The 24,563-nt window shown below is 34.0% G+C and carries 26 protein-coding genes; 4 read left to right on the top strand and 22 right to left on the bottom strand.

The features are described 5' to 3' along the window. Positions 1-27: 27 nt before the first annotated feature. Both AC1RP4_RS01385 and AC1RP4_RS01380 read right to left on the bottom strand, forming a co-directional pair. A complete protein-coding gene (locus tag AC1RP4_RS01385; RefSeq protein ID WP_481760918.1) occupies positions 28-1,827 on the bottom strand; it encodes an ABC transporter permease in 1,800 nt (599 codons plus the stop codon). 22 nt (positions 1,828-1,849) lie between these two features. Then, entirely contained in the window at positions 1,850-2,605 is a 756-nt protein-coding gene (locus tag AC1RP4_RS01380) for an ABC transporter ATP-binding protein (RefSeq protein WP_481760919.1), read from the bottom strand. A gap of 223 nt (positions 2,606-2,828) precedes the next feature. Between AC1RP4_RS01380 and AC1RP4_RS01375 the strand changes: the two genes are divergently transcribed. Then, positions 2,829-4,271, top strand: coding sequence for an APC family permease (locus AC1RP4_RS01375; RefSeq protein ID WP_481760920.1), 1,443 nt, complete (start codon positions 2,829-2,831; stop codon positions 4,269-4,271). Positions 4,272-4,323: 52 nt separating this feature from the next. Here AC1RP4_RS01375 and AC1RP4_RS01370 read toward each other — a convergent pair whose 3' ends face one another. The 7 genes from AC1RP4_RS01370 to AC1RP4_RS01340 all read right to left on the bottom strand — a co-directional run bounded on the left by AC1RP4_RS01370 (position 4,324) and on the right by AC1RP4_RS01340 (position 11,278). Continuing rightward, on the bottom strand, positions 4,324-4,674 hold the full coding sequence (locus AC1RP4_RS01370) for a hypothetical protein (RefSeq protein ID WP_481760921.1): 351 nt from the start codon (positions 4,672-4,674) through the stop codon (positions 4,324-4,326). A 219-nt stretch (positions 4,675-4,893) separates the two neighbouring features. Continuing rightward, positions 4,894-5,253 (bottom strand): hypothetical protein, encoded by a 360-nt coding sequence (locus AC1RP4_RS01365; protein ID WP_481760922.1) that lies wholly within the window; start codon positions 5,251-5,253, stop codon positions 4,894-4,896. A gap of 267 nt (positions 5,254-5,520) precedes the next feature. Beyond that, the gene (locus AC1RP4_RS01360; RefSeq protein ID WP_481760923.1) at positions 5,521-6,480 is read right to left on the bottom strand and encodes an ABC transporter ATP-binding protein; all 960 of its coding nucleotides are present in this window, start codon (positions 6,478-6,480) and stop codon (positions 5,521-5,523) included. 19 nt (positions 6,481-6,499) lie between these two features. Beyond that, a complete protein-coding gene (locus tag AC1RP4_RS01355) occupies positions 6,500-7,567 on the bottom strand; it encodes an ABC transporter ATP-binding protein (protein ID WP_481760924.1) in 1,068 nt (355 codons plus the stop codon). 10 nt (positions 7,568-7,577) lie between these two features. Further along, on the bottom strand, positions 7,578-8,603 hold the full coding sequence (opp3C, locus tag AC1RP4_RS01350; RefSeq protein WP_481760925.1) for an oligopeptide ABC transporter permease: 1,026 nt from the start codon (positions 8,601-8,603) through the stop codon (positions 7,578-7,580). A gap of 2 nt (positions 8,604-8,605) precedes the next feature. Next, on the bottom strand, positions 8,606-9,535 hold the full coding sequence (gene opp3b, locus AC1RP4_RS01345; RefSeq protein ID WP_409021660.1) for an oligopeptide ABC transporter permease: 930 nt from the start codon (positions 9,533-9,535) through the stop codon (positions 8,606-8,608). Between the two features lie 99 nt (positions 9,536-9,634). Next, positions 9,635-11,278, bottom strand: a complete 1,644-nt coding sequence (locus AC1RP4_RS01340; protein WP_481760926.1) for a peptide ABC transporter substrate-binding protein — start codon at positions 11,276-11,278, stop codon at positions 9,635-9,637. A gap of 299 nt (positions 11,279-11,577) precedes the next feature. Here AC1RP4_RS01340 and hflX point away from each other — a divergent pair, with 299 nt between their 5' ends. Both hflX and AC1RP4_RS01330 read left to right on the top strand, forming a co-directional pair. Further along, entirely contained in the window at positions 11,578-12,849 is a 1,272-nt protein-coding gene (hflX, locus tag AC1RP4_RS01335; protein ID WP_481760927.1) for a GTPase HflX, read from the top strand. Between the two features lie 146 nt (positions 12,850-12,995). Beyond that, positions 12,996-14,333 (top strand): APC family permease, encoded by a 1,338-nt coding sequence (locus tag AC1RP4_RS01330; protein WP_481761139.1) that lies wholly within the window; start codon positions 12,996-12,998, stop codon positions 14,331-14,333. Between the two features lie 53 nt (positions 14,334-14,386). Here AC1RP4_RS01330 and AC1RP4_RS01325 read toward each other — a convergent pair whose 3' ends face one another. The 9 genes from AC1RP4_RS01325 to AC1RP4_RS01285 form a co-directional block, all read right to left on the bottom strand. Then, entirely contained in the window at positions 14,387-14,980 is a 594-nt protein-coding gene (locus AC1RP4_RS01325; RefSeq protein WP_481760928.1) for an NADPH-dependent FMN reductase, read from the bottom strand. 125 nt (positions 14,981-15,105) lie between these two features. Then, positions 15,106-15,759: an amino acid ABC transporter permease gene (locus AC1RP4_RS01320; RefSeq protein WP_409021664.1), complete on the bottom strand. Its 654-nt coding sequence runs from the start codon at positions 15,757-15,759 to the stop codon at positions 15,106-15,108. 17 nt (positions 15,760-15,776) lie between these two features. Next, positions 15,777-16,415, bottom strand: a complete 639-nt coding sequence (locus tag AC1RP4_RS01315) for an amino acid ABC transporter permease (RefSeq protein WP_481760929.1) — start codon at positions 16,413-16,415, stop codon at positions 15,777-15,779. Then, positions 16,412-17,239 (bottom strand): glutamate ABC transporter substrate-binding protein, encoded by an 828-nt coding sequence (locus tag AC1RP4_RS01310; RefSeq protein ID WP_481760930.1) that lies wholly within the window; start codon positions 17,237-17,239, stop codon positions 16,412-16,414. The genes AC1RP4_RS01315 and AC1RP4_RS01310 overlap by 4 nt, the downstream gene beginning before the upstream one ends. 33 nt (positions 17,240-17,272) lie before the next feature. Beyond that, complete coding sequence (locus AC1RP4_RS01305) at positions 17,273-18,010, bottom strand: amino acid ABC transporter ATP-binding protein (protein ID WP_409021667.1); 738 nt, start codon at positions 18,008-18,010, stop codon at positions 17,273-17,275. Between the two features lie 151 nt (positions 18,011-18,161). Further along, on the bottom strand, positions 18,162-18,974 hold the full coding sequence (locus AC1RP4_RS01300; protein ID WP_481760931.1) for a DUF6681 family protein: 813 nt from the start codon (positions 18,972-18,974) through the stop codon (positions 18,162-18,164). Positions 18,975-18,992: 18 nt separating this feature from the next. Further along, on the bottom strand, positions 18,993-19,487 hold the full coding sequence (locus AC1RP4_RS01295; RefSeq protein ID WP_481760932.1) for a hypothetical protein: 495 nt from the start codon (positions 19,485-19,487) through the stop codon (positions 18,993-18,995). A 69-nt stretch (positions 19,488-19,556) separates the two neighbouring features. After that, a complete protein-coding gene (locus AC1RP4_RS01290; protein WP_409021670.1) occupies positions 19,557-19,997 on the bottom strand; it encodes a Fur family transcriptional regulator in 441 nt (146 codons plus the stop codon). A 78-nt stretch (positions 19,998-20,075) separates the two neighbouring features. Then, positions 20,076-20,630 carry a guanylate kinase gene (locus AC1RP4_RS01285; RefSeq protein ID WP_481760933.1) on the bottom strand — a complete coding sequence of 185 codons (555 nt, stop codon included), beginning with the start codon at positions 20,628-20,630 and terminating at the stop codon, positions 20,076-20,078. Between the two features lie 174 nt (positions 20,631-20,804). On the opposite strand from AC1RP4_RS01285, the gene AC1RP4_RS01280 reads away from it, so the two are divergent. Then, positions 20,805-20,984, top strand: a complete 180-nt coding sequence (locus tag AC1RP4_RS01280; protein ID WP_409021673.1) for a hypothetical protein — start codon at positions 20,805-20,807, stop codon at positions 20,982-20,984. Positions 20,985-21,033: 49 nt separating this feature from the next. On the opposite strand, the gene AC1RP4_RS01275 is transcribed toward AC1RP4_RS01280, so the two are convergent. The 4 genes from AC1RP4_RS01275 to AC1RP4_RS01260 all read right to left on the bottom strand — a co-directional run bounded on the left by AC1RP4_RS01275 (position 21,034) and on the right by AC1RP4_RS01260 (position 24,506). Beyond that, a complete protein-coding gene (locus tag AC1RP4_RS01275; RefSeq protein WP_481760934.1) occupies positions 21,034-21,576 on the bottom strand; it encodes an ECF transporter S component in 543 nt (180 codons plus the stop codon). A 1-nt stretch (position 21,577) separates the two neighbouring features. Beyond that, entirely contained in the window at positions 21,578-22,417 is an 840-nt protein-coding gene (locus AC1RP4_RS01270; protein ID WP_481760935.1) for a pyridoxamine kinase, read from the bottom strand. Positions 22,418-22,550: 133 nt separating this feature from the next. Then, positions 22,551-23,726 (bottom strand): cation:proton antiporter, encoded by a 1,176-nt coding sequence (locus AC1RP4_RS01265; RefSeq protein ID WP_481760936.1) that lies wholly within the window; start codon positions 23,724-23,726, stop codon positions 22,551-22,553. 108 nt (positions 23,727-23,834) lie between these two features. Then, positions 23,835-24,506 (bottom strand): MIP/aquaporin family protein, encoded by a 672-nt coding sequence (locus tag AC1RP4_RS01260; RefSeq protein ID WP_481760937.1) that lies wholly within the window; start codon positions 24,504-24,506, stop codon positions 23,835-23,837. Positions 24,507-24,563 lie beyond the last annotated feature (57 nt).

Genomic DNA, 24,563 nt, shown 5'->3' with positions numbered 1-24,563 from the left:
TTTAAAAACTGAATATTCACCTCTTTTTTATTTTTTTAATACCATCCCTTTATATAAGGTAACTGTTACCCAATAATATCCCAAATAGAGAACTGCAAAAATAATAAATGGAATCGTTATATGTGAATATGGATCTGGAATTAATTCCTTGAACATTTGTAGTCCGAATAAAACGTGGATTACACCGACAATTCCAGGTAAGAAGAATAAGATGCCAATTTCGCGCCTAATTGATTTTTTCATTAGTCGTTGCTTAGCGCCTAATTGGTTCAATAAATCATATCGTTTTTTATCCGTTGCCGCACTAGACAATATTTTAAACATAAGAACACTTGCTAACATTGCCAACATCGCAACGCCTAAGAAGAATCCAATGAATTCTAATCCGCCATAAATGCCGTTAGCCAACTGATATACGACATACTTATTCATAAAATAAGATGAATTATCTAACTGATTTTTAGGTATTTCTTCGCTCAATGCTTTTAAGATTTCTTTATTATCTTTAAATGATGCTAACCTAACAGTATGGATACGTTGTGTCTTCGCCGAAACAGCTGAAAATGATGCGTCAGAGACAAGTACTGGATTTAACATATCAGGGGATTCCAATGTAGTTCTAACAGCATTTCCCCATAGATTATCCTCATTTTTAGCTGTCATTTTGGCAGGGTCAACTTTAATAAATTTACCGGTAGCCGTTCCCGTTTCCGTGAAATCAAGCGTGTACAATGGTGATTTCACAAAGTCAGATTTTTTAAAATAACGGACAGAACCAACTTTTTTTGCTTCATAAATGGACTCTTTTTTATCAGTCAATTGACTAAGTAATTTTTTCTCTTTTGTTGATGGATTTTGGACAACAACATCATATGGGGAAGTAGAAGTAGCTGTTTGATCAACCACACCAGAGAATCCCATCCCAACAGTTATTGCGCCTAATGCTAGTGCAAATAACATCGCAACCATTGTTAGAACCCGATTTAATGAACCTAATCGAAAGCTAAGTTGCCCTAATAAAAAGGTATTTAATTGCTTTTCAGAAAATCCCTTATTACGTTTTAATAATTGAACCAATCCACTAAATAATGAATTGAAAATTAAAAATGTCCCAATCAAAATTGTTACGACTGACCCAATAAATCCAGCCATTTGAAACAGTGCTAAATGACTTAATAAATAATAGCCACTTGCAATTAAACCTAATCCTAAGATACTTTGAATTAAGATATTATAAGATTTTAGCTTTTTACCTTGTGGTTGTTCTGCTTCATTTAATAATTTTAAGATAGGCGTTCTTAACAAGCTTTGTCGATTAAATATAGCAGCAATCATGAAAAGAATAACGAAGAAAAGCATTGTTATTAGGATTGCTGGGAAATAAAAAGCTTGAAAAGAATGCGGTGCAAGATCCATTTTATCTACTAAAAATTGGCTAACGCCATATGTCAGTCCAATACCAACTAAAATACCAACAGCTGTTGCAATTAAGCCAATAATTAAAGTTTCAGTGAAAATTAAGCGCCCAATCTTACGCTTTTTAGCGCCTAGCATCATGAACATCCCATAATCTCTTTGACGCATGCTCATTAAAAATGTATTCGCATAGATAATATAAAACAGTGTAATAATTGCAAGTAGTACAGAACCTACTTGGAAAATCATTGCTGCAAATTTTATCGTCGCATTTTGTTTAATAAATTCTTGATTAGTTGCTAATGCTTCAAACATGTAAAAGATTGCTGAAGCCATAATGAGTCCTGATAACAAGATTAGATAATCTTTAAAGCGACTCTTAATTCCAGTTAAGGATAATTTTAATAACATATTGTTTCCTCCCTTCTTAAAATTATTGTTCACTCTTAGCTAGTTCATTTAAAATTTCTTGATAAAACTCTGTTCGCGTATTCGTTCCTTGAATCAATTCTCGACCAATCTTACCATCTTTAATAAAGAGAATTCGTTGACAGTAACTCGCACTAACAGCGTCATGAGTCACCATCAAAATTGATACTTGATCATTTTTATTTAAACTTTCCATCGTTGATAGGAGTGACTTTGCACTTTTAGAATCCAAAGCACCTGTTGGTTCATCTGCTAATAAGATTGCAGGATTATGGACTAAAGCACGAGCTGCTGCAACTCGTTGCTTTTGGCCACCAGATAATTCAGTTGGAAATTGTCCAAGAACACTATCTATCCCCAGTGTTTTCGTTAATTTATCAATACGTTCTTGATATTTAGAAATAGACGCATTCTGTAATGATAGTGGCAATGTTATATTTTCAGCTGCCGTTAAGTTATCTAGCAGGTTAAAACTTTGGAAAATAAAGCCAATTTGTTGTGCTCTAAAATCTGATAGTTTATCGCCACGCATCATTGAGATATCCTGATTATTAATCTCAATTTGTCCTGAAGTCGGCTGGTCTAGTGTTGATAATAAGTTAAGTAATGTTGATTTACCTGATCCTGATGCCCCCATGATACCAATAAATTCACCCTGTTCGACAGAAAAATTAATCCCTTTTAAGGCTTCCGTTTTCTTCTCTTTATTCTTACCGTAGACTTTTTTAACATCTTTTGCGCTTACAACTATTTCTTTCATTTTATTAGTCCTCCATTTATATTTATCATTTTACTATATGTGTACTATTATACATAGTACACATTAAATAGCAATTTTTATTATCGTTAATTCTTAACTTAATTCTCATTAAAACGATTACATTTTATATTAATTTAATTTTTCATGGAAATTAATTAGTCAGTTCACTATACTTATAAATTGTTAGTTTAATTTACATAGTTATTTATCACGGGAGGTACTTATGGAAAACGAGAAAAAAACATTTATATCGTGGCCAGTTTTGGCATTAATGTCATTCGTAACAGTTATTGGCTTCGACGATATCGTCTATAACTTTCAAAATCAAGGTATGGGCGTTATTACATCTTGGATCATTTTATTGCTATTATATGTAATTCCCTATTCTTTAATGGTAGGACAATTAGGTTCCGTCTTTAATTCAGAAGGTGGCGGTTTAAGTTCATGGGTTCGCGGAACTCGTGGCGAAAAACTAGGTTACTTTACGGCATGGACTTATTGGGCTGCTTCGATTCCTTACGTTGTTGATACCGCTAATTCAGTCGTTGTTGGCTTTGGTTGGTTATTTAACGGAAGTAATGCACTCGAAGATAGTTTATCAACAGCTATGTTCGCGTTAATAACATTAGTAATCTTCGTTGGTTTCATTTTTGTTCAACGTTTCTTCAAAGGTTCATTAGAATTTTTAGGTCTTATTGGTGGTGGTACCATGTTCATCCTCACAATTTTATATGTTGTAATGGCATTTGGCTCATTATTAACACCTTCAGGTCGTATTGCAACAACAAATATGAGCTGGCACACACTAATTCCTAAATTTGATTTACATTATTTCACAACAATTGGTTTATTAATTTATGCGATTAATGGTGCAGAATTAATTGCGCCATTTGTCACAAAAATGAAAAAACCTAAAAAAGATTTCCCTAAAGCCATGATTATGTTAACCGTTATGACAATCTTCTTAACAGTTTTCGGCTCATTCGCACTTGGGATTTTCTTCAATGCCCATAACATTCCTAATGATTTTAAAATGAATGGTTCGTACTACGCATTCCTTCGTTTAGGAGATCAATTTCATATGGGTAGTTGGTTAATGTATGCCTTCGCTATTACTCAAATTGTGTACATGTGTGCTCTTCTAGCTGTTCTTCTTGACGCTATGACTCGCATGCTTATCTCTGACACAGGCGCTCGTTATATGCCTAAGAAATTACTTAAAGTTAACAAAGATGGTTTACCAATTAATGGGTACATTTTAACTTGTACTTTAAGTGCCTTCATTCTCTTCTTGGGTGTCTTCTTGCCAGATATGAATACAATCTTTAATTGGTTACTGAACTTGAATGGAATTATTTCACCAGGTGTCACTTGTTGGATTTTCTTCGCCTTCATGCAGATCCGTAAAAATAGTGCTAAATATCCATCAGAATATGTCTTCATTAAAAATGACAAATTAGCTTACGCTGTTGGTTTATGGTGCTTAGTTGTTACTGTTTTGGCAACAGTCTTTGGGATTATTCCTCAAGATGTCGAGATGGGTAGCTCACTATTCTACTACCAGTTAGCCATCAATATTATTAGTGTCGTTGTTCTTATCGGTCTTGGATTCATTATGCCAATGATTGCTGAACGTGAACGTAAAAGAGATGGTATTAAAGATTAAATTCAAAAACGCTATGACTACTTAATTAAAAGTAGTCATAGCGTTTTTGAATTTAATCTTTTATTATTATGCCATCTACACCTATTGACTCACAAATCGTTAAAAACCTCACATCTTCTAGATTTTCAAAATGAACGTGATAGTATTTAAACCACTCACGATATTCTTTATAGGTTGTTATAATTTGATTGGCCTCATTTTTATCATTTTTTAAATCATTGAATAGCGCTCTACGATCCTCATTAAATCCATAAAATGCTGTGTAAGTCGCAATACTTTCAAGAAACACATCAGAAATAATTTCCCAACTCATTTGATTCTCCGGAATATTTCTTTCCTCTAATAATAGCCTCACATCATACGGTAATGCGTTTACATTTTTTATTCCTTCACCTAAACTCATTCGATTACCCCCCGATAATTGCAATTAATATACCACACCCTTCTCATCGATAACAAGCACTTGGCTTGTTATCTATTTTAATTTTTTCTGCGTCTTATAAAAACAAAAAAAGCTTAACAATATTGTTAAGCTTGCCGTATATTTTAAGTTCGCATTTTAAGTTAAATTAATTTTATATTCTAACTTTTTTTTACTTAATTTCTTGTATGATAGCATTTCTTAATTATTACTTGCATATGCTTGTTGACCATCATACCATTCACAGACAGTTAGAAATCTTAATTTCGAAAAACAATTAACATTAGCCTGATATTTTTCGAACCAATTACGATAATACCGATATTGCTTAATTAACTGCGCGGCCTCTTCTGGATTTTGTTTCAATTCATCAAATAGCTGCTTTCTATCATCGTTAAATCCATAGAATTCAGTAAAATTAATTGTACTTTTAATAAATAAATCGAATAATACGGCTAAATCATTATCTTTTTCGCAGAGACGCCCCTCTTGAAAAAGTAATTGTACATCATACGGTAATTCTTTGTACGCTTCATTATATACTTCTGTATCATCTATCATGTTGGGTGCTCCCATTCTCCCCACCATATAAAACCCTTTGTTCCACATAACGTTTTAGTTGAACCTTTTATTCATTCCCAAATCAAAAAATAGTTATGTCGTTACCTAATTCTAATACATCTAGTATACATTATTTTATGCATAATTACCTAAAATTTTTATACTTCCTTTAATATATTTAAGATACTCATACAATTAATAGTTTACACCCTTTTTAAAATCAAAAAAGACCTTTTCAAAAATTCTTGAAAAGATCTTTCTGATTTATTATTCAGCTTCTTCTGCCAAAGTATTGGCAGCTCGTTCCTTATACATAGGGATTTCATCTTCACTTGCTAAAACAAAATGTTCTGGCGAAATTTCAACCATTCGACGTTTTTTACCATCTGCCTCAACTGACGAATCGTATGGTACTGGAATGCGATTACGTTCAAATTCAGGGTCAGGAACAGGAACGGCCGAGATTAAACTGGCTGTATAATCGTGTAAAGGATGTGTATATATTTCGTCTGCAGGAGCTATTTCTAATAACTTACCATAATGCATCACACCAATTCGATCACTGATATATTTAACCATTGATAAATCATGTGCAATAAACAAATATGTTAAGTTATGTTCAATTTGTAATTCCTTCAACAAATTAACAACCTGCGCTTGAATTGAAACATCTAATGCAGAAATAGGTTCATCTGCGATGATAAACTTAGGTTCTACAGCTAAAGCACGAGCAATACCAATACGTTGGCGTTGGCCACCTGAAAATTCATGGGGGTAGCGGCTAGAATGATCTTTATTCAATCCAACTGTTTCTAATAATTCTTCAACACGTTTCGCACGTGCTTCATCATTGGCAGCTAAATGGTGAATATCTATTCCTTCTGCCACAATATCTTTAACTTTCATTCGTGGATTTAGTGATGCATATGGATCTTGAAAAATCATTTGCATGTCACGGCGAAATTGTAATTTATCTTTTTTAGACTTAATTTTACGAATATCAACACCATCAAAATCAATTTTACCATCAGTTGGTTCATATAAATTGATGATACTACGACCTGTTGTTGTTTTACCAGACCCTGACTCGCCCACCAAGCCAAATGTCTCGCCTTCATAAATATCAAATGAAATATCATCGATAGCTTTCACTTCGTCTGGTTTGCCGACATTAAAATATTGTTTTAAATGACGGACTTTTAAAATTTTATTTTTCTTTTGTTCCACTATGTTCAGCTCCCCTTCCTTAGTTTTCTACCAAATTTTGATTCGCTTTAATTTTTGTTTCTTGTTGTTTTGCAAAAATTTTATACCGTCTTTGAATTTCAACTGGCGGCGTTACTTTAGGTGCATCTGGATGCAACAACCATGTAGCTGCTGCATGTGTTGGTGAAACATCGAAGAATGGTGGTTGTTGTTCTGTATCAATCTTCATAGCGTACTCATTCCGAGCGGCAAATGCATCCCCTTTTGGTGGATCCAATAAATCAGGAGGTGTACCTGGAATTGCGTACAGATGTTCACTATCAAGTGTTGGCATTGAATTCAATAAGCCCCAAGTATATGGATGTTGTGGGTTATAAAAGACCTCATCGACTGTCCCATATTCAACAATCCGACCTGCATACATAACCGCTACACGATTAGCCATACCAGCAACAACCCCTAGATCATGGGTAATGAAAATAATTGATGTTTCAATTTTTGCTTGTAATTCTTTCATTAATTCCAAAATCTGTGCTTGGATGGTTACATCTAAAGCTGTTGTTGGTTCATCAGCAATTAAAATTTCTGGATAACAAACTAATGAAATCGCAATAACAATTCGTTGGCGTTGACCACCAGAAAATTGATGTGGATAGTCCTTAAAGCGTTTTTTAGCATCTGTAATCCCAACTAACTTCAAAATTTCCAAGGCTTGCGCCATTGCTTTTTCTTTTTTTACATGTTTATGCTTCATTAATGGTTCAGCAATTTGTCTACCAATTCTCATAGTAGGATCTAAAGAAGTCATTGGGTCTTGGAAAATCATTGCGATATCTTTACCACGAATGTTTTCCATTTGTTTTTCTGATTTTTTAAGTAAATCTTCACCATGAAAAAGAATTTCTCCACCCATAACTTCTGCATTATTAGCTAATAATCCCATTAAACTTTTTGTTGTAACGGATTTACCGGAACCTGATTCACCAACGATTGCTAAAGTTTCACCTTTAGCCAGATGAAAACTAACATCACGTATGGCTTTAACATCTCCAGCATACGTATGAAAATTAATTTCTAGATTGTTAACTTCTAAAATATTTTCTGCCATTTTTCAACACCTACTCTTTCGTTTTTGGATCAAAGGCATCACGGAGTCCATCACCTAATAAGTTGAAGGCAACCATGATAATACATAAAACAATTGCTGGATACCACATTTGGTATGGTAAAAACTGGAAATTCTTTTGACCATCATTCAATAATGACCCAAGTGAAGCTTGAGGAGCACTAATCCCAATTCCGATGAAACTTAAGAAAGCTTCGAAGAAAATAGCACTAGGAATTGTAAACATTGTTTGAATAATAATCACACTCGATAAGTTAGGTAGTAAATGTTTCACTGCAATTTTTACGGGTGACTCGCCTAAAGTTCGAGCTGCAAGAATATATTCTTGATCTTTTAATTTCAACGTTTGTGCCCGAACTAATCGAGCCATCGTTGTCCAACCAGTCACTGCAATTGCTAAAATAATTGATGTTAAACCTGGTTTGAAAACCAATAACATTAAAACAATAACGACCAAGTTAGGTACCGATGAAATAATTTCGATGATTCGCTGCATGAATGTATCAACACGTCCGCCACGCCAACCGGACAAGATTCCATAAGCAACACCGACTCCTAAATCGACTAATGCAGCAACTAGTGCCACGATTAAGGAAATCTTAGTTCCATACATAATTCTTGATAACAAATCACGTCCAAAAACATCCGTTCCTAAAATAAAGTATTTATCTTTTGGAATACTATTTTGTTCATAAGCATCATACCAGCTACCTGATGATGTTTTTAACTTTCCATTTAATCCATCTATTGGTACACCAGGAATTTTAGGTGGTAAATTTGTATACTCAACATTTTGTTCTGTTGCACTATGTGGTGCTAAAATGGGGGATCCAAATGCCAAAATAAAAATTGCAACCAGGACCCAAAGTGAGATAAAAGCCCCTTTATTTTTCTTCAACCGACGCCAAGCATCCTGAACGAAAGTCAACGACGGTGCAGCAATTTTTTCATTATCAATAGCGTTATTTTTATCTAACGGTTCAAATGCATCTACTGGTAGGTCAATTTTATCTGCCATCGTTAATTTCTCCTTCCAGTTAATCGAATTCTTGGGTCAATAATACCGTAAATGATATCTGTTAATAAGATAACAACTACTAGTCCAGCTGAATAAAGCATTGTAACACCCATGATTGTGGGGAAATCATTTGTCAAAATTGATTTTACGAATTGTTCACCAATTCCAGGAATTGAGAATATATTTTCAACAACCATTGAACCAGTCATTAATGCAACCGTATAAGGGCCGATTAATGTTACTAAAGGAATTAAACTATTACGTAAAGCATGGTGGAATACAACGCCAAACTTTGTTAATCCTTTAGCCTTAGCCAGTTCAATGTAATCACTGCTTAGGACATCCACCATCTCGGTTCGAATGAACCTGGCCGTCTCCGCCAGTGGGCCAACCCCTAAAGCAATTGTCGGTAGAATCGTGTAACTGAATCCGCCCCAATCAGCAATTGGTAACCAGCCTAACTTTAATCCTACGTAATACTGTAATAAAACAGCTAAGACGAAAGAAGGAATTGAGATACCTAAGATTGATAAAATTGTTGAAGAAGTATCAATCCAAGTATTTTTGTTAATCGCACCAATGGCACCAATCACAATTCCAATAACTATTCCGAAGATGATAGCTTGTAATCCAAGTTGTCCGGATGGTCCAATACGGCTTGAAATTAGGTATGACACAGGTTGATTACTGTATTGGAATGACGTTCCTAAATCACCCTTAACTAATCCCACTAAGTAAATGAGATATTGTTGCCATACGGGTTTATTCAATCCATATTGTTCATTCATAATCTGTAATTGCTCAGTTGTCATTTTTTGCTGATTCGCATAAGGTGATCCAGGCATTAACTTCATTAAAAAGAAGGTAATGGTTGCGACTAAAAACAACGTCAGTAGCATATAAAAAATTCGTTTAACTAGGTATTTACCCATAATTCTGACCCTCACTTTTGCTTTATTATGTAATTAAAACAAGTCAGAATTAGCCGTGGTAGCTAACTCTCACTTGTTAAATTTTAACACGTTAATTAATTATTTAGTAACATAAGCATCTTTGAAATTGTAATTGATACCAGCTCCATTGTAGATAACACCTTTAACTGTTGATCTTAATAATTGAGCTTGAGCCATTTGGTAAAGAGGTGCAATTCCTTGATCTTTCATCAAGATTTTTTCAGCCTTAACTAAATCATCCCAACGTTTATCTGCATTACTTGCATCTGTTGTTTTTGAAGCTTTAATCAATGCATCATATTCACTATTTTTCCATTTACCTGCATTTTGTGAATTATCTGAAGTAAATAAATCTAAGAATGAGATTGGGTCTGAGAAATCAGCACCCCATGCTGTAACAACAATATCGAAATCACCACTAGTTGATTTTGCTAAACGTGATTTGAATGGGATATTTGTTAATGTTACATCCGCACCATCTAAGTTATCTTCAATCGCATTTTGTAAAAATTCATTTGTTTTCTTAGCTTTATCAGTATCATCACTTAGAAGTGAGAAACTAGCTTTTGTAACACCAACTTCTTTTAATCCTGCTTTCCATAATTCTTTTGCTTTTGCAATGTCTGTATTTGCAGTTGATTTAACGGTTGATTCTTTTGCAAAATCTTCGCCTGTTTTAGGATTTGAAGCAAGACCTGATGATACTAAACCTGTCGCAACAGTTGAGCCATCCCCTAAAATTTTATCAACAAATTGTTTTCTGTTGATAACTAATGAAATAGCTTGACGAATCTTTTGGTTATTAAATAATTTATTCTTTTGATTGTATTGTAAGTAGAACGTTGATGCTTGTTTACGTGTGATATAGTCTTTATCTGTTTTCAATGTTTTAGCTTGTTCAGCAGATAAATTCGTCATATCTAATTTTTGACTTTGGTATAAATTATAGCTTGTTGTATTATCTTTAGAAACTTGGAAATTCATTTGTGTTAGCTTAACTGCTTTTTTATCCCAATAAGTGTCATTTTTCTTTAGGTCCCAAGTTAAGTTAGTTCCTGTCCAATCATTTAATGTAAATGGACCATTGTAAACCATGTATTTGCTTTGTGTGCCATATTTAGAACCATACTTTTCAACAACTTTTTGATTTTGTGGATAGAACGTTGGGAAGCCCATCAATAATTTGAAATATGGTACTTTTTTATCAAGTGTTACAACTAATGTATGTTTGTCAGTTGCTTTGATTCCCAATGTTGATGGCGCCATCTTACCCGCGCTGATTGCATCATAATTTTTAATCCCTGAGAAGAGGTAACCATATTGTGAAGCTGTCTTAGGATTAACGGTCCGTTGCCATGAATAAACAAAATCTTTAGCCGTTACATCGTCTCCGTTGCTCCATTTTGAATCACGAAGTTTAAATGTATAAGTCATGCCATCTTTTGAAACGGTTGTTTTAGTTGCAAGTGCATTTGACACTTTACTGTTCTTACCAATTCTGTATAAACCTTCATTAGTATTGTTCAACATGTTAAAGCTAACTGTATCCGTTGCTGTCGATAAATCCATCGATGGTAATTCAGCTGTTTCAGACCAATTAATAACCTGTTTATCAGCGAGTTCTTTACTATCTGAAGATGAAGATTTAGATCCACACGCTGCCAAGACAATGACAGACAATGCTAGCACACCACTTAATTTCAAAACTGACTTTAACTTCATAATATGACCTCTCCTTTTTTATTTACCTTTTCTTAACGTAGGTTTATCTTACATTAGAAAAAGATTAAAATCAACATTAAACTCTAATTTAATTAAAAAGAGATTCAAGCGCCTTTAAAAAAGCCGTTTAACTATATAAAATATTCAACTCATAACATTTGCACGTTGTTAAAATGAGAGTTTGGCCATTTTTATTCATTAATTCTCATTTAATTCAGTTAACTTATTTTGATGTTCGAATATTTTTTTGAATAAATGTTATACTTAACCTATTAATTAAGTTCCACGAGGAGGTTCTCATGAAAGAAACTTATTCTACAGAAATACCAGTTATTGACGTTTTCATTGCTGGTATCGAAAAACAACGTGAAAATTTAGATTATACAATGTCTGAATTAGCTGCATTAGTCGAAGCTAACAACATGCATGCTGTTGAAGACATTCGTCAGAAATTAGATCGACCAACTGCTGCCCTTTACTTTGGTAAAGGTAAAGCTGAAGAATTCAAGACTGAAAGTGAAGCACAAGGTGTGAAAATTTTAGTTGTAAACGACGAATTATCACCAACTCAAATTCGTAACCTTGAAGCTGCATCAGGTATGGAAGTTATGGATCGTACAGGCCTGATTTTAGCTATTTTTGCTTCAAGAGCACAATCACGCGAAGCAAAACTCCAAGTTCAAATGGCTCAACTTCAATATCAGTTACCTCGTTTAAGAGGGATGCAAGATAAACTAGATCAACAATCTGGTGGTGGACTCGCTAACCGTGGTGCTGGCGAAACGAAGATTGAATTAGATCGTCGTGTGATTGAAAATCGGATTAACCACATTAAAAAAGATCTTGCTGAAATGGACAAAGAAGAATCTACTAGACGTAAACAACGTGATAAATCTGGTATTCCGACTGTTGCATTAGTTGGTTATACTAATTCAGGTAAATCAACGACAATGAACGGCTTGCTTCGTCTAATCGGACAAGATGATGACAAACAAGTTTTTGAAAAGAATATGTTGTTTGCTACATTAGATACAAGTGTCCGTAATATTCAATTTGAAGATAAAAAACAAATTTTATTGAGCGATACTGTTGGTTTTGTCAGCAAATTGCCTCACCAATTAGTAAAAGCTTTCCGTACAACCTTGGCTGAAGCTGCACAAGCTGATTTACTTATCCAAGTGATTGACGTGGCTGATAAACATGCTGAGGAAATGATTCAAACAACTGAAGATACATTAAAAGCTATTGGCGTCGAAAACATTCCGATGATTTATGCCTATAATAAAGCTGATTTAGCAAATATTGATTATCCTACTTTCTCAGATGATAAATTCACTTATAGTGCGCGTGATGAAAAATCACTTAATCAATTAGTAGATATCATTAAAAAGAATGTCTTTAAAGATAACGAAATTATGACTGTTCTTATCCCATTTGATAAAGGTCAACTTGTTGATTTAATCAATGAAAAGGCAACTATCTTAGAAACAGATTATGAAGAATCAGGTACAAAATTAAAGATTGATGCAACAAAAACTATTGCAACCCAATTGCAAGATTACATCGTTTAAAATAATTCTATAAAAAGAGTGCGTGAATCGGTCTGAAATAGCCGATTCACGCACTCTTTTTTGTCGTCATAATCATATCTAGTTTATTGCATGATTCCCGCTGTTATGCTAAAATGCAACTATTCATTTTAGAAAAGGAGGATTCAATTTTGGAAAAAAAACCAGCAGTTGGACTTAACAGATCGTTAGGTCTATGGTCAGCATTATCAATCGTAATCGGAACTGTTATTGGTTCTGGTATCTTCTTTAAACAAGCTTCGGTACTTGACTACACCGGCTCTACTACAAATGCCCTGCTCGCATGGCTATGTGGTGGTATCATAACCTTAACCGCTGGACTAACTGTTGCTGAAATTGGATCTCAAATTCCAGAAACCGGTGGATTATATATCTACATGGAAAAAATTTACGGTAAAATTTGGGGTTTCTTAGCTGGTTGGATGCAAGTTATCGTGTATGGACCAGCTATGATTGCTGCGTTAGGCGCGTACCTTGCTATTTTAATAGTAGATTTCTTTAGTATTCCAGCTGGTTATTCTCATTTAATCGCATTAATTGCAGTCATTTCTATTGGCTTCCTAAATATGCTATCAAATCGTTATGGTGCTTCATTCCAGATTATTACAACTATTTGTAAATTATTCCCTATTGCTGCTATTATTATTTTTGGTTTATTTTTTGGCAATGCAAATGCACTTGGCCAATCTGTTGCAACTGTCAGTCACTCTACAAATAATTTTGGTGTTGGTATACTAGCTACTTTATTTGCTTATGATGGTTGGATTCTGATTGCTAATATGGGTGATGAAATTAAAAATCCTAAAAAGACATTACCTAGAGCTATTGTTTTAGGAATTTCAATTGTTCTTCTTATTTATATTCTTGTTTCGTTCAGTATTATGCGTGTCATGCCTGCTAGTCAAATCCATCAACTAGGCGAAAATGCAACACCACAATTTGCTAAGATTGCCTTTGGCCAACTTGGTGGAAAAATTATGAATATCGGTGTCATTATTTCTATTCTTGGTTGTATGAACGGTAAAATCATGACATTCCCTCGAATTATGTGGGCAATGGGTAAGAACAAACAATTACCTTTCCATAAAGAAATATCTTATTTACATCCAAAATCACATTCACCTGTTATTGCAACATGTGTGGCTTTAAGTATTGCAGCGATTATGATTTTATTTTTTGATGCTGATCGCTTATCTGAAATTTGTATTTTTACAGTTTATTGCTTTTATGTTATGACTTTCGTCGGCCTCTTTATCTTACGCCGTCGGAATAAAGGAACAGATTTAAAACGTGTTTTCTCAGTTCCATTGTTCCCCATAACACCTATTGTTGCTATCTTAGGTGCAGCCTTCGTTTTAGTTAGCGAAGTTCAATCAGATATTGTAGGTGTTTTAATTTCATTTACAATTGTTGCACTTGGTATCCCGGTTTATTTATACGAAACACATAAAAATAAAGATCTATAATAAAAAATGTGTAATGACAGCTATTGTCATTACACATTTTTATTTTTAATTCATCATTTTCCGGGAAAAGGATTATTCACAAAAAGTTGTGTATAAAATTTAATTTCTTGCAAAGTCTGAGCAATTTTATTTTTTGTATAATCTGTTAACTTAGCATCGTTATTTAGTTGTCCATCTTCATTAAATGTTTGATCAACTATTCCCAATAATGTTGGCGTAGGCAACGTGATAAATCCTAATCGATTCAAAATAGGTACTAATTCAGCTGTTGCAAATTGTGCACCGCGCATGTTATCTGAGTAGCCCACAATCTTAACTGGTTTACGTTGCCCTTCAAAAGCCAAATAATCGATTGCATTTTTCAAAACGGCTGGAATAGCATGATTATATTCAGGCGTTAAGATAATAAAGCCATCTGCCGCAGCTACATCCGCTATCCATCGTGCTTCATTTTCAGGTAGTTGTCGATTTTCATTTTGCATAGGTGCCAATTTTTCGTGGAAGAAGGTTAACTGATAGTCACTTAATTTTAGAAATGAAAATTCAACATTATCCTGATTTTTTGCTACTCCTTCAATATACTTAATGACCCTTTTACCAATAGAATTCTCTCTTGAACTCCCTAGAATAACAGCAATTTTCACCATGACATCATCTTCTTTCTAATTTATTTTTCAATCAAACAAACCGTCATTTTATGCCGATTCTACTAACTAATAAAAATGGTTGCTAAAATCTATATAGATTTCAACAACCATTTTTATTTTATTGTCTACGCTAAGCGTCTTTCTAAGTATCTTGAAACCAATGATAGTGCATAACAAACGACGAAGTACATCACTGCTAAAGCGACGAACATTGGAATAACATAATTAGTATTTTGACCGTATACTAATTGTGCATGATACAGTAACTCTGGTAAAACAATGATAGTAGCCAATGACGTATCTTTAATTAATGAGATAAATTGACTAACCAATGGTGGAATCATTTTCTTTAAAGCTTGTGGTAAGACAATCACACGCAGACCTTGCCAATAAGTTAGACCATTTGCGCGAGCACCTTCCATTTGTCCGGGTTCAACAGCTTGAATACCACTTCGAATGATTTCAGCTAACATTGCTGATTCGAAAACGGTCATCGCTAACGTTGCTGACCAGAAAATTGATAACCGAATACCAACATTTGCTAAGCCAAAATAAACGAAAAATAAGATTAAAAGTAATGGTAAATTTCGAATTAAATCAATTATAAAACCAACTATAGCAGATAAACGTTTTACTTTAATATATCGTGTTAGGCCTAGAATAGCGCCAATTATAAAACTGAAAATAATTGAAATAACTGAAACTTCGATTGTTACTAATAATCCTTGTAGTAAGTAGCGAATATTTTCCCAACTATATGCTGCAATAAAATCTGACATATTTTTCTAGACCCCCTTTAACTTAATTTCTTTTCTAAATGTCTCATGTAATAACTTAATGGCATCGTGATAATTAAATATAACACCCCAACGATAATGTACGTGTTGATTGTATCAAATGTTGTTGATGCGATAATATCACCTTGGTACATTAAATCAAATCCAGCAACGAAGGCTAAAACTGAAGAGTTTTTTACCAAATTAATGAACTGATTACCCAAAGGTGGAATCACATATTTAAATGCCTGGGGTAAAATAATATGAAACATCGATTGCATGAATGTTAACCCGTTTGAGCGAGCACCTTCCATTTGTCCAGGATCAACAGCTCTAATCCCAGCACGAACTGTTTCTGCAATAAAGGCAGATGTGTAAATCGTTAGTCCGATTGTTCCAGCTGTAAATCCGTTGATATTCGTAACGTACATAGGTACCACAACGTAGAAAAACATTGCAACAACCAATAACGGAATATTTCTAAATATTTCAATATAGATACGTGCAATAATTTTTAAAATTCGATATGGCATTTCTTCCAAAATTGCAAAGAACGAACCTATAATTAAACTAAAAAATAATGCGAGTACACTTGAACACAATGTATAGCCAAGTCCTGTTAATAAGGCTTGCCAATGTTCTGTAAAAATCGTAATCATTGTTGACTCGCCTCCTTCACACTAAATCCTGGAATATCGCCAAACCATTTGTTTAATAATTTTTCATACGAGCCATCGGCACGCATTTCAGCTAAAGCCTTATTAACTTCATTCTTAAATTCACCTTGGCCTTTATCAATCGCAATTCCGTAAGGTTCATGCGTAAAAGTACCACCAACAACAGCAAAATCAGAATTCTCTTTAACCATCCCATATAAAATACCATTATCAGTTGTTAAAGCATCACCTTGACCAGATTTTAGTGCGGTTAATGCTTGCGCATAATCATCTAGTTCCAGCACTTCTGCTTTAGGTGCATACTTCTTCATGTTAATAACTGAAGTTGAACCCTTAACACCTAAAACAACCATACCGTCTTTATTCAAATCTTTTACGGATTTAATTGAGCTTGTTCTTTTAACTAAAATAGCTTGTCCGGCAGCAAAATAAGAGTTAGAAAAATCAACTTGTTTTTCACGATCTTTAGAAATGGACATCGTCGCAATAATTGCATCAATATTTCCATTTTTCAAAAGTGGAATTCTTGTTTTACTTGTTACCTGAACAAAATTAGCTTTACCATCTTTACCTAAGATTTTTTTTGTCACTGCCTTAGCAATATCAATATCAAATCCTTGGATTTCACCGGTTTTGATGTTCATTAAACCAAATAACTTCGTATCTGCTTTAACACCCCAGTTAATTGTTTTTGTTTCTTTAGCTGTTGTTGCAATGTTGGCTTTACTTTGCGCTCCACAGCCTGCAATAACTAATACCATAGCTATACTCATAAACAATAAGCTAATTTTTCTTAATTGTTTCATATTTTAATCCCCACTCTCACAGTCTTGAGCTCCTTAATGTTTAATAATTTTACTCAAGAATTTTTTTGCACGTTCTTCTTTTGGATTGTCGAAAAATTCTACTGTTGTATCATCCTCAAGAATTTGACCATCAGCCATGAAAATAACACGATCGGCTACTTCACGAGCAAAGCCCATTTCATGAGTTACAACAATCATTGTGATCCCATCATTTTTAGCGATATCTTTCATAACTTTTAAAACATCGTCAATTGTTTCAGGATCTAATGCAGAAGTTGGTTCATCAAATAATAGCGCCTTAGGTTTCATAGCTAGACTACGGGCAATGGCAATTCTTTGCGATTGTCCACCTGATAACATTCTAGGATATGATTGTGCTTTATCATCAAGTCCAACTGTTTTTAATAAATCCATTGCGATTTTTTTATTTTCAGCTTCATCCCGTTTTAAAACTAAACGTGGTGCAAGCATAATATTTTCTAAAACAGTTTTGTTTTCGTACAAGTTAAAATGTTGAAATACCATCCCAACATTTTTTCTGATTTTATCAATATTCGTTTTCTTATCTGCTAAATCAAAATTATCAACTAATAGTTGCCCCTCGTTAACTTGCTCTAAACCATTGATAGTTCTGATTAATGTACTTTTTCCAGAACCAGATGGCCCGATAATAACGACGACTTCGCCTGCTTCAACTTTTAAATTGATATTCTTCAATGCGTGAAATTTATCGTAATATTTCTCCACATTTTTAAATTCGATCATTGCCATACTCTCAATCCCCTTCTCTTAACTCTTTTATTCTTTTTTGTGATACTTTAATTATACTACCAAATGGATGTTTAATTGCAGTCTTTTTTAAATGTACCATATAATCACAAAAAAAGTGATAGCAATGTAGTTATTTGCTATCACTTTTTTACTAATTTTCTTTTTCTTTATAGGCAATTTGAACTTTAACGTGAAATTTATGTGATTCTTCAATAACTGATGATCGACCAGCAACCTTCTGATTACCACCATAAATAGTTGCTGTTGCTAAGTAAATATCATATTGTTCTTTAGCCGTTTCAATATCAGATAAACCAACATGGGTTAGGCGACCAATCAATTGTTTATCAATCTGATTCATTCCAGCGTAAACATTCATTTTTTCGTCTTCTATTTTTAATTCAAAAAATGGAAAAGCAACGGGCTGTGCTAACTCTGACACTGGTTTTCCTGTTTTCTGAATTTCTTTTATAATAGCATCATCTGACAATCCATCATAATCAAAATCTGAATACTTAACTTGCTTCATTTGATCAGCAATTTTTTGAATACTTACTTTTTCGTTTCTATTTGTCCTAAGTGTCGCTGGCATCAGCATTTTAGAATCAAATAGGCCATTCGTTTGAACATAACCTGGTTGCATTCGGCGACGTTTATCTCCTTCAATTTCTTCCTTAGGCGGTCCGCCCAACAATTTTTCAATTTTCGGTGAAGGATCAAATTTAGTTGTTTTATTTGTAAAATAATGAATAACATTTAAAACAATAAAATATAATAAAACAAAAAAAGCAAGAATAAACAAACTACCTCTAACATAATAACCATTTATGAAATATCGTGATGCGATATACAATAAATACCAATTACCAAGAAAGCCTAAAACAGTATAAATTCTATTTTTTAATTTTAAATTAACATTAATAAACCCTAAATAATGGTTTGCTAAATCTAGTAAACTAAACATTTATTTACCTCCTAATCCTTAGTCTGTATTTGTCGTTTCTGCACTGGCTTTGGCTTTGTCAGTCGTTACCGTTTTAGTATTCTTCACGCTACTACTTGTGCTTGTTGCCGAGCTAGCTTTATCCGCATTTGTATCAGTATCTGTACTTGTATCAGTTGTGTCATCGGTACTTGTTTCCGCGCTCTTATCATCCGTTGTATTATCGGCACTTGTACTTGCTGATTTGTTTGATGTTTCATCGGCAGCACTTGAACTACTAGACTCATCTTTTGAACTTTCTGATGAAGAGGACGAATCAGAAGAACTCGTCTCAGAAGATGAACTTACTTCTTTGGAACTCGAATTATCGTCTACTTTAGGTTTAGTTTCCGACGGTGATGAAGCTACTGAAGAAACTGTTGCTCCTTCGTTTGTATTCGTTGTTTTGTTAACAACAACGTTAGTTGCGCCCAATGCAAGTACGATAGAAACAATTGCAAAAGGTGTTATAAATGGTGGCGTTCTATATGCCATTAACTCTCACTCCAATTTTGTACTTTTTCCATTAAACCATTTGTTATTGAAGTTTATTCGAAGATAAACTTAATTTTTCGATAATTTTTTTTGGCATTCATCACAAATCCCATGTAATTCAAATTTATGTTCTTCTATTTTGTAACCTGGTAACTGTTTTACAAAATAATCTAGCGGACAGCTATCAAGTTCAACCACCTTACTACAAGAAGTACAAATAAAATGATGGTGATGTTTGTGACTAAAATCACATTGATATTTTACACAGGCTCGTTCACCATTCATCCGTTGCTCAACAAGACCCATTTCTTTAAATTCTTTGATATTTCGATAAATTGTATTATGACTCATCCCTGGATATTTATTTCTCATATAGTCATCCACAACTGTAACGTCAACATAAGCTTCCTCATACTGACTTAAATACGTTAATAAACTTTTTCTTTGTTTCGTAATTTTATATTTATTTTCTTTTAGTATATGCAATGCATCATCAATTAATTCAGTCAAAAGGCTTATCTCCATTTCTAAATAATAATGGTTACTCTTTAAGAAGAATACCATATCAACTAAAAAAAGCAATCACTCTTAACCTAATGATTGAATTAACTGATCAATCTGTTTCTTTGCGTCAACTAAATCGTCATTAATAATGACATGTGCTATACCTTCAAGATCTGCTGGAAGTTTCATGTCTCGTTTTGCTTCACCAGAATCTAAGCGTAAACTTCGATTTCGAATCGTATCTCCCCGTTTAATTAACCGATCTTGTAATATCTGATTATCCGATACAGACAAATATAAGACAACTGTTTCTTTTGGTAATTCTTTTGAATACGTGATGGCACCTGCCGTATCGAGTACAATTGTCGCATTTTTTGCCTCTGACCAAGCAGCATCTATCGCTTCTCTTGATGAACCATAGTAATGGCGATCATACTCAACATGTTCTAAATAATGAAAATTAAAAAAAGTTTCATCGGATTCAAAATAATAATCGCGACCATTTTTTTCATTAACTCTTGGTTGCCTAGTTGTGTGAGTAATCACCTTTTTGGCATCAAATTGCTTGGTTAGATAGTCTCTAATCGTCGTTTTACCTGTTCCCGGAGCACCCGTGATCACGAATATTCGTTTTTGCATTAAATCATCCCTTTATCGTTTTTAGACTTCTTCATATTATTTAAAAAATTTTTGGTTAATATAAAACAAATGACTTGCATTCATTTTATGTACGTACTATACTAAGCTTCTACTAAAGAAAGTAGAATGCGCTTTCATGGTAGTAAGATATAGAAATACGGAGGATACACACTTATGAAATTTGGAACATTTAGTAAAAACTGGTATACGATTTCTTTAGACACTGAAAAACAAATCTTTATTGCTAGTTCAAAAAATAATCCAGCCATTTCAGGTTCTGGGGTAACAATCGAAACAGCCGTTTCCAACTTATCAACAGAAATGAAATATGTTCAATCTGGACAATTTGTATAGAGGGTAAATGTGAGCTCACGCACATCAACCCTTTTTTATTTGGACTTTTTTACCGATTAAACCTTACCATCAATCGCTTAATGGGTACGTATAATAAACTAACAATGATAATTGTCGAGATTGAATTAACAACAGTTGCAGGTAAACTTAAAAACGCCTGAACAGCGGCGACATTAAAACTAACACCTTTAATCATTGCTTCACCAATCGAAACTAAATATGATGTTCCTATTTTACCAATTCCTGCCGTTGCAGCAATAATGATAATCCAATATTTACCATGATAATTTTTTAATCCTTTCGTAACAACCGTAATTAGTAATGCAATAACCACTACTTCTAGTACAGTAAAATATGACGTATCTGCATAACCATTCAAAATATCAAATAATCCCAGACCAATCGCTCCTGCAATTGTGCCATAACTAAACCCTAAAAAAATCACGGCCAATGCTGCTAGTGAATTACCGAAATGAATAAATGGTTTTCCCACCATAGCTGGGATTGGTATTCTAAAAACTGAGATACCTATATAAATAATTGCCGCAAATAATCCCGCTAAAATAATGCTTCTTAATCTTTCATTTCTCATTTTATTTTTCCATTCTATCGTTAATATCGGGTAAAATACTCATAAAATTAACCCCTAACCTTTGATCAAGTCCTTCATTATCAGAATTACTCATCGCTTTCCATGTTACTTCTACTGCAAATTCCAATGCTTCCCTTAGTGAATGACCATTCATTAACTCACCCACTACGCAGCTTGCTAGCAAGTCTCCTGTCCCAAAATAATGATTCTCACGTTGTTCTTTTAATACCCAACCTGATTCGCCTTCTTTTGTTAGAAAAACAACACCAATTTGATTTTTCTGGTTTGTAACTCCTGTAATTATAACCGCTTTTAAATTTAATTTCTTTAATAAACGTGTTAGTAACTTTTTAATTTCTGCCTCGCTAGGATTTTCCTGATAATTACAGTCTGCCAATAAGTAAGCCTCTGTTAAATTGGGTAAAATTAAATCTGCTTGCGTTAAACATAACATGCTTAATTCTTCTACATAGTCGTTTGTCAGTCCTGAATATAACGTGCCGTGATCAGCCATAACTGGATCAATAACGGTGAGTGCTTTATCATCAGATAACCTATCTAGTAGAATCCCCATCATTTTAATACTTTCTGCCGTCCCTAGATAGCCCAAATATGCGCCCGTAAATTGAACTGGAATAGTTGCCCAGTGTTCTTCAAAAGCTTTTATAAATGGTGAGATGTCTACCTTCATTGGTACTCCAAATCCACCTGTATGACTACTTAATAACATTGTTGGCAATATTGTCGTCCGTTGTTGATAACTAGCTAAAACAGGAACCGCAATCCCTAATGAAACACCACCAACACTAGATAAATCTTGTGCAATCAATAATTGTTTCATTATTCCACCTTCTTCATTTGAAGTTATTTAATTCATTATAAAATGAATACGCCAGAATAGCGATATTTAGTAACCATTTAAAAATAAAAAACTGTTGAAAAATTAGCACTAGGCTAGTTCCTCAACAGTTCAACTATTTCTTCAATTCAATTTTATTTTGTCGACCAATCGCATGTTTTAACATAAACGGTGCTACGATAGTTGAAATAATAATTACCATGATAACTGCCGAATAGTATTCCGTCGACAACAAGTGTGCGGTATACCCAATTTGGACAATAATCAAAGCCATTTCGCCACGAGAAATCATCCCCGCACCGATTACATATGCACTATTTAAATCAAATCCAAGTAACCTAGCACCTAATCCACCACCTAGTAATTTTGTGAGGACGGCCAAAATCGTTAAAATAACGATAAACCAAATATTTTTCATAAATCCATCAAATGACATGCTTAATCCAATACTCGTGAAAAACATTGGAATAAAGACTGCATAACCAATTGGTTCAATATTGGCATCAATTTCTTTTTTATACGGTGTTTGTGCCACTGCAATTCCTGCAAAAAAGGCACCAACAACAGCACTTAACCCCACTAAGTCAGCTAAGTAGGCCATACCTAGACAGATAACCAGTGACATAATCGTAATCGATGAGCCAACTAATAATCGTTCACTTAATCTCATCAAGAAAGGCGCCACCCACTTGAATAGGATTAAAATACCAATGAAGTAAACAAATTCTAATAAGAAGCCAATCCAAATGTTAGCTTGTGCGCTATCACCGGTACTTGTAATATTACCAAATACACTAACTAATACACTTAAAATAACAACAGCTAAGATATCATCCACAACGGCCGCACCTAGGATTGTTGCACCTTCTTTTGAATCTAATCGTTTTAATTCTTTCAAGACTTCGACGGAAATACTAACTGACGTTGCCGCAAAGATAACACCTAAAAATAAAGCCGATTCAAATCCAAAATTATAAATTCGACCAAAGTAATAGACAACTAAGATAGGGAAGACAACACCTAAAGTCGCAACTGATAAGGCCGGTTTTAAATACTTTTTAAGTAGATCTAAATCACTTTCTAATCCCGCCATAAACATTAAAATAATCACACCAATTTCTGCGAACATCGCAAATAAATGATCTGAATGGACCCAATTCAACATTGCTGGTCCAAGTAAAACACCAACTAATAATTGCCCGATAACACTAGGAACACCAATTCGTGTGCTGACATGACCCGCAATTGATGTTGCCACTAATACTAAACAAATCGTTCCTAAAAATGCCATTATTTCTCCTCTCACTTGTCACTATCTATATTAACCATAACATACATTAAAAATAAAAAGCAGCAAATTCCCTCTCGGAATTCACTGCTTATGATTCACTTAATTAAATTAAGCTTCTTCACTGTTAAAAATATATTTTGCTGCGAATGCTGCAATAGCACCACCAACTAATGGTGCAAGAATAAATACCCAAAGTTGTGAAAGTGCATCGCCACCGGCATAAAGTGCAGGTCCAATACTACGAGCAGGGTTAACTGAAACCCCTGTAAGTGGTAAACCAACAAAGATAAGTACTGTTAATGTTAAACCAATCACAAAGCCAGCAATATTACTGTTACCAAATTTTTCACTCGTAACCATCAAAATAATAAAGATGAATAAGAATGCGAATAAGGCTTCAACGAAAAATGCCATACCACCAGGAATTGTTGCATAACTATTTGAACCAAAACCATCAGCAACTTTTGATGTATCTGTCATTGATGAAATAATCATCTTAACCACGCTAGATGCTACAATCGCACCTAAGATTTGACTAACCCAGTAAGCAACCATATCAGTCAATGACATGCGCTTGTTGATGTACATTGCTAATGAAACAGCAGGATTGATGTGTGCACCTGAAACAGGTCCAATAGCATAAACCATCAATGTAATAGCTAAACCAAATGCAAGTGCAATAACAAGTGGGCTACCGTTACCTAACGTAACTGCCCCTGTACCAAATAATACCAAGAAAAATGTGCCGATAAATTCAGCAATATAATTTTTATAATTCAATTTTAAATCCCCCTATATTAGTATCTCTTAATTATACACATAACCATAAACTCATTT

Source organism: Dellaglioa sp. CoH-56-MRSF-10 (assembly GCF_056782175.1).
Note: the sequence above shows the minus strand (reverse complement) of the source record. Positions and strands in the feature narration are given on the sequence as shown.

Bases quoted from the DNA above. Each gene is read 5' to 3' on its own strand.
- AC1RP4_RS01385 (WP_481760918.1), bottom strand. From the start codon at position 1,827: ATGTTATTAAAATTATCCTTAACTGGAATTAAGAGTCGCTTTAAAGAT.
- AC1RP4_RS01380 (WP_481760919.1), bottom strand. From the start codon at position 2,605: ATGAAAGAAATAGTTGTAAGCGCAAAAGATGTTAAAAAAGTCTACGGT.
- AC1RP4_RS01375 (WP_481760920.1), top strand. From the start codon at position 2,829: ATGGAAAACGAGAAAAAAACATTTATATCGTGGCCAGTTTTGGCATTA.
- AC1RP4_RS01370 (WP_481760921.1), bottom strand. From the start codon at position 4,674: ATGAGTTTAGGTGAAGGAATAAAAAATGTAAACGCATTACCGTATGAT.
- AC1RP4_RS01365 (WP_481760922.1), bottom strand. From the start codon at position 5,253: ATGATAGATGATACAGAAGTATATAATGAAGCGTACAAAGAATTACCG.
- AC1RP4_RS01355 (WP_481760924.1), bottom strand. From the start codon at position 7,567: ATGGCAGAAAATATTTTAGAAGTTAACAATCTAGAAATTAATTTTCAT.
- opp3C (WP_481760925.1), bottom strand. From the start codon at position 8,603: ATGGCAGATAAAATTGACCTACCAGTAGATGCATTTGAACCGTTAGAT.
- opp3b (WP_409021660.1), bottom strand. From the start codon at position 9,535: ATGGGTAAATACCTAGTTAAACGAATTTTTTATATGCTACTGACGTTG.
- AC1RP4_RS01340 (WP_481760926.1), bottom strand. From the start codon at position 11,278: ATGAAGTTAAAGTCAGTTTTGAAATTAAGTGGTGTGCTAGCATTGTCT.
- hflX (WP_481760927.1), top strand. From the start codon at position 11,578: ATGAAAGAAACTTATTCTACAGAAATACCAGTTATTGACGTTTTCATT.
- AC1RP4_RS01325 (WP_481760928.1), bottom strand. From the start codon at position 14,980: ATGGTGAAAATTGCTGTTATTCTAGGGAGTTCAAGAGAGAATTCTATT.
- AC1RP4_RS01320 (WP_409021664.1), bottom strand. From the start codon at position 15,759: ATGTCAGATTTTATTGCAGCATATAGTTGGGAAAATATTCGCTACTTA.
- AC1RP4_RS01315 (WP_481760929.1), bottom strand. From the start codon at position 16,415: ATGATTACGATTTTTACAGAACATTGGCAAGCCTTATTAACAGGACTT.
- AC1RP4_RS01310 (WP_481760930.1), bottom strand. From the start codon at position 17,239: ATGAAACAATTAAGAAAAATTAGCTTATTGTTTATGAGTATAGCTATG.
- AC1RP4_RS01305 (WP_409021667.1), bottom strand. From the start codon at position 18,010: ATGGCAATGATCGAATTTAAAAATGTGGAGAAATATTACGATAAATTT.
- AC1RP4_RS01300 (WP_481760931.1), bottom strand. From the start codon at position 18,974: ATGTTTAGTTTACTAGATTTAGCAAACCATTATTTAGGGTTTATTAAT.
- AC1RP4_RS01295 (WP_481760932.1), bottom strand. From the start codon at position 19,487: ATGGCATATAGAACGCCACCATTTATAACACCTTTTGCAATTGTTTCT.
- AC1RP4_RS01285 (WP_481760933.1), bottom strand. From the start codon at position 20,630: ATGCAAAAACGAATATTCGTGATCACGGGTGCTCCGGGAACAGGTAAA.
- AC1RP4_RS01280 (WP_409021673.1), top strand. From the start codon at position 20,805: ATGAAATTTGGAACATTTAGTAAAAACTGGTATACGATTTCTTTAGAC.
- AC1RP4_RS01275 (WP_481760934.1), bottom strand. From the start codon at position 21,576: ATGAGAAATGAAAGATTAAGAAGCATTATTTTAGCGGGATTATTTGCG.
- AC1RP4_RS01270 (WP_481760935.1), bottom strand. From the start codon at position 22,417: ATGAAACAATTATTGATTGCACAAGATTTATCTAGTGTTGGTGGTGTT.
- AC1RP4_RS01265 (WP_481760936.1), bottom strand. From the start codon at position 23,726: ATGGCATTTTTAGGAACGATTTGTTTAGTATTAGTGGCAACATCAATT.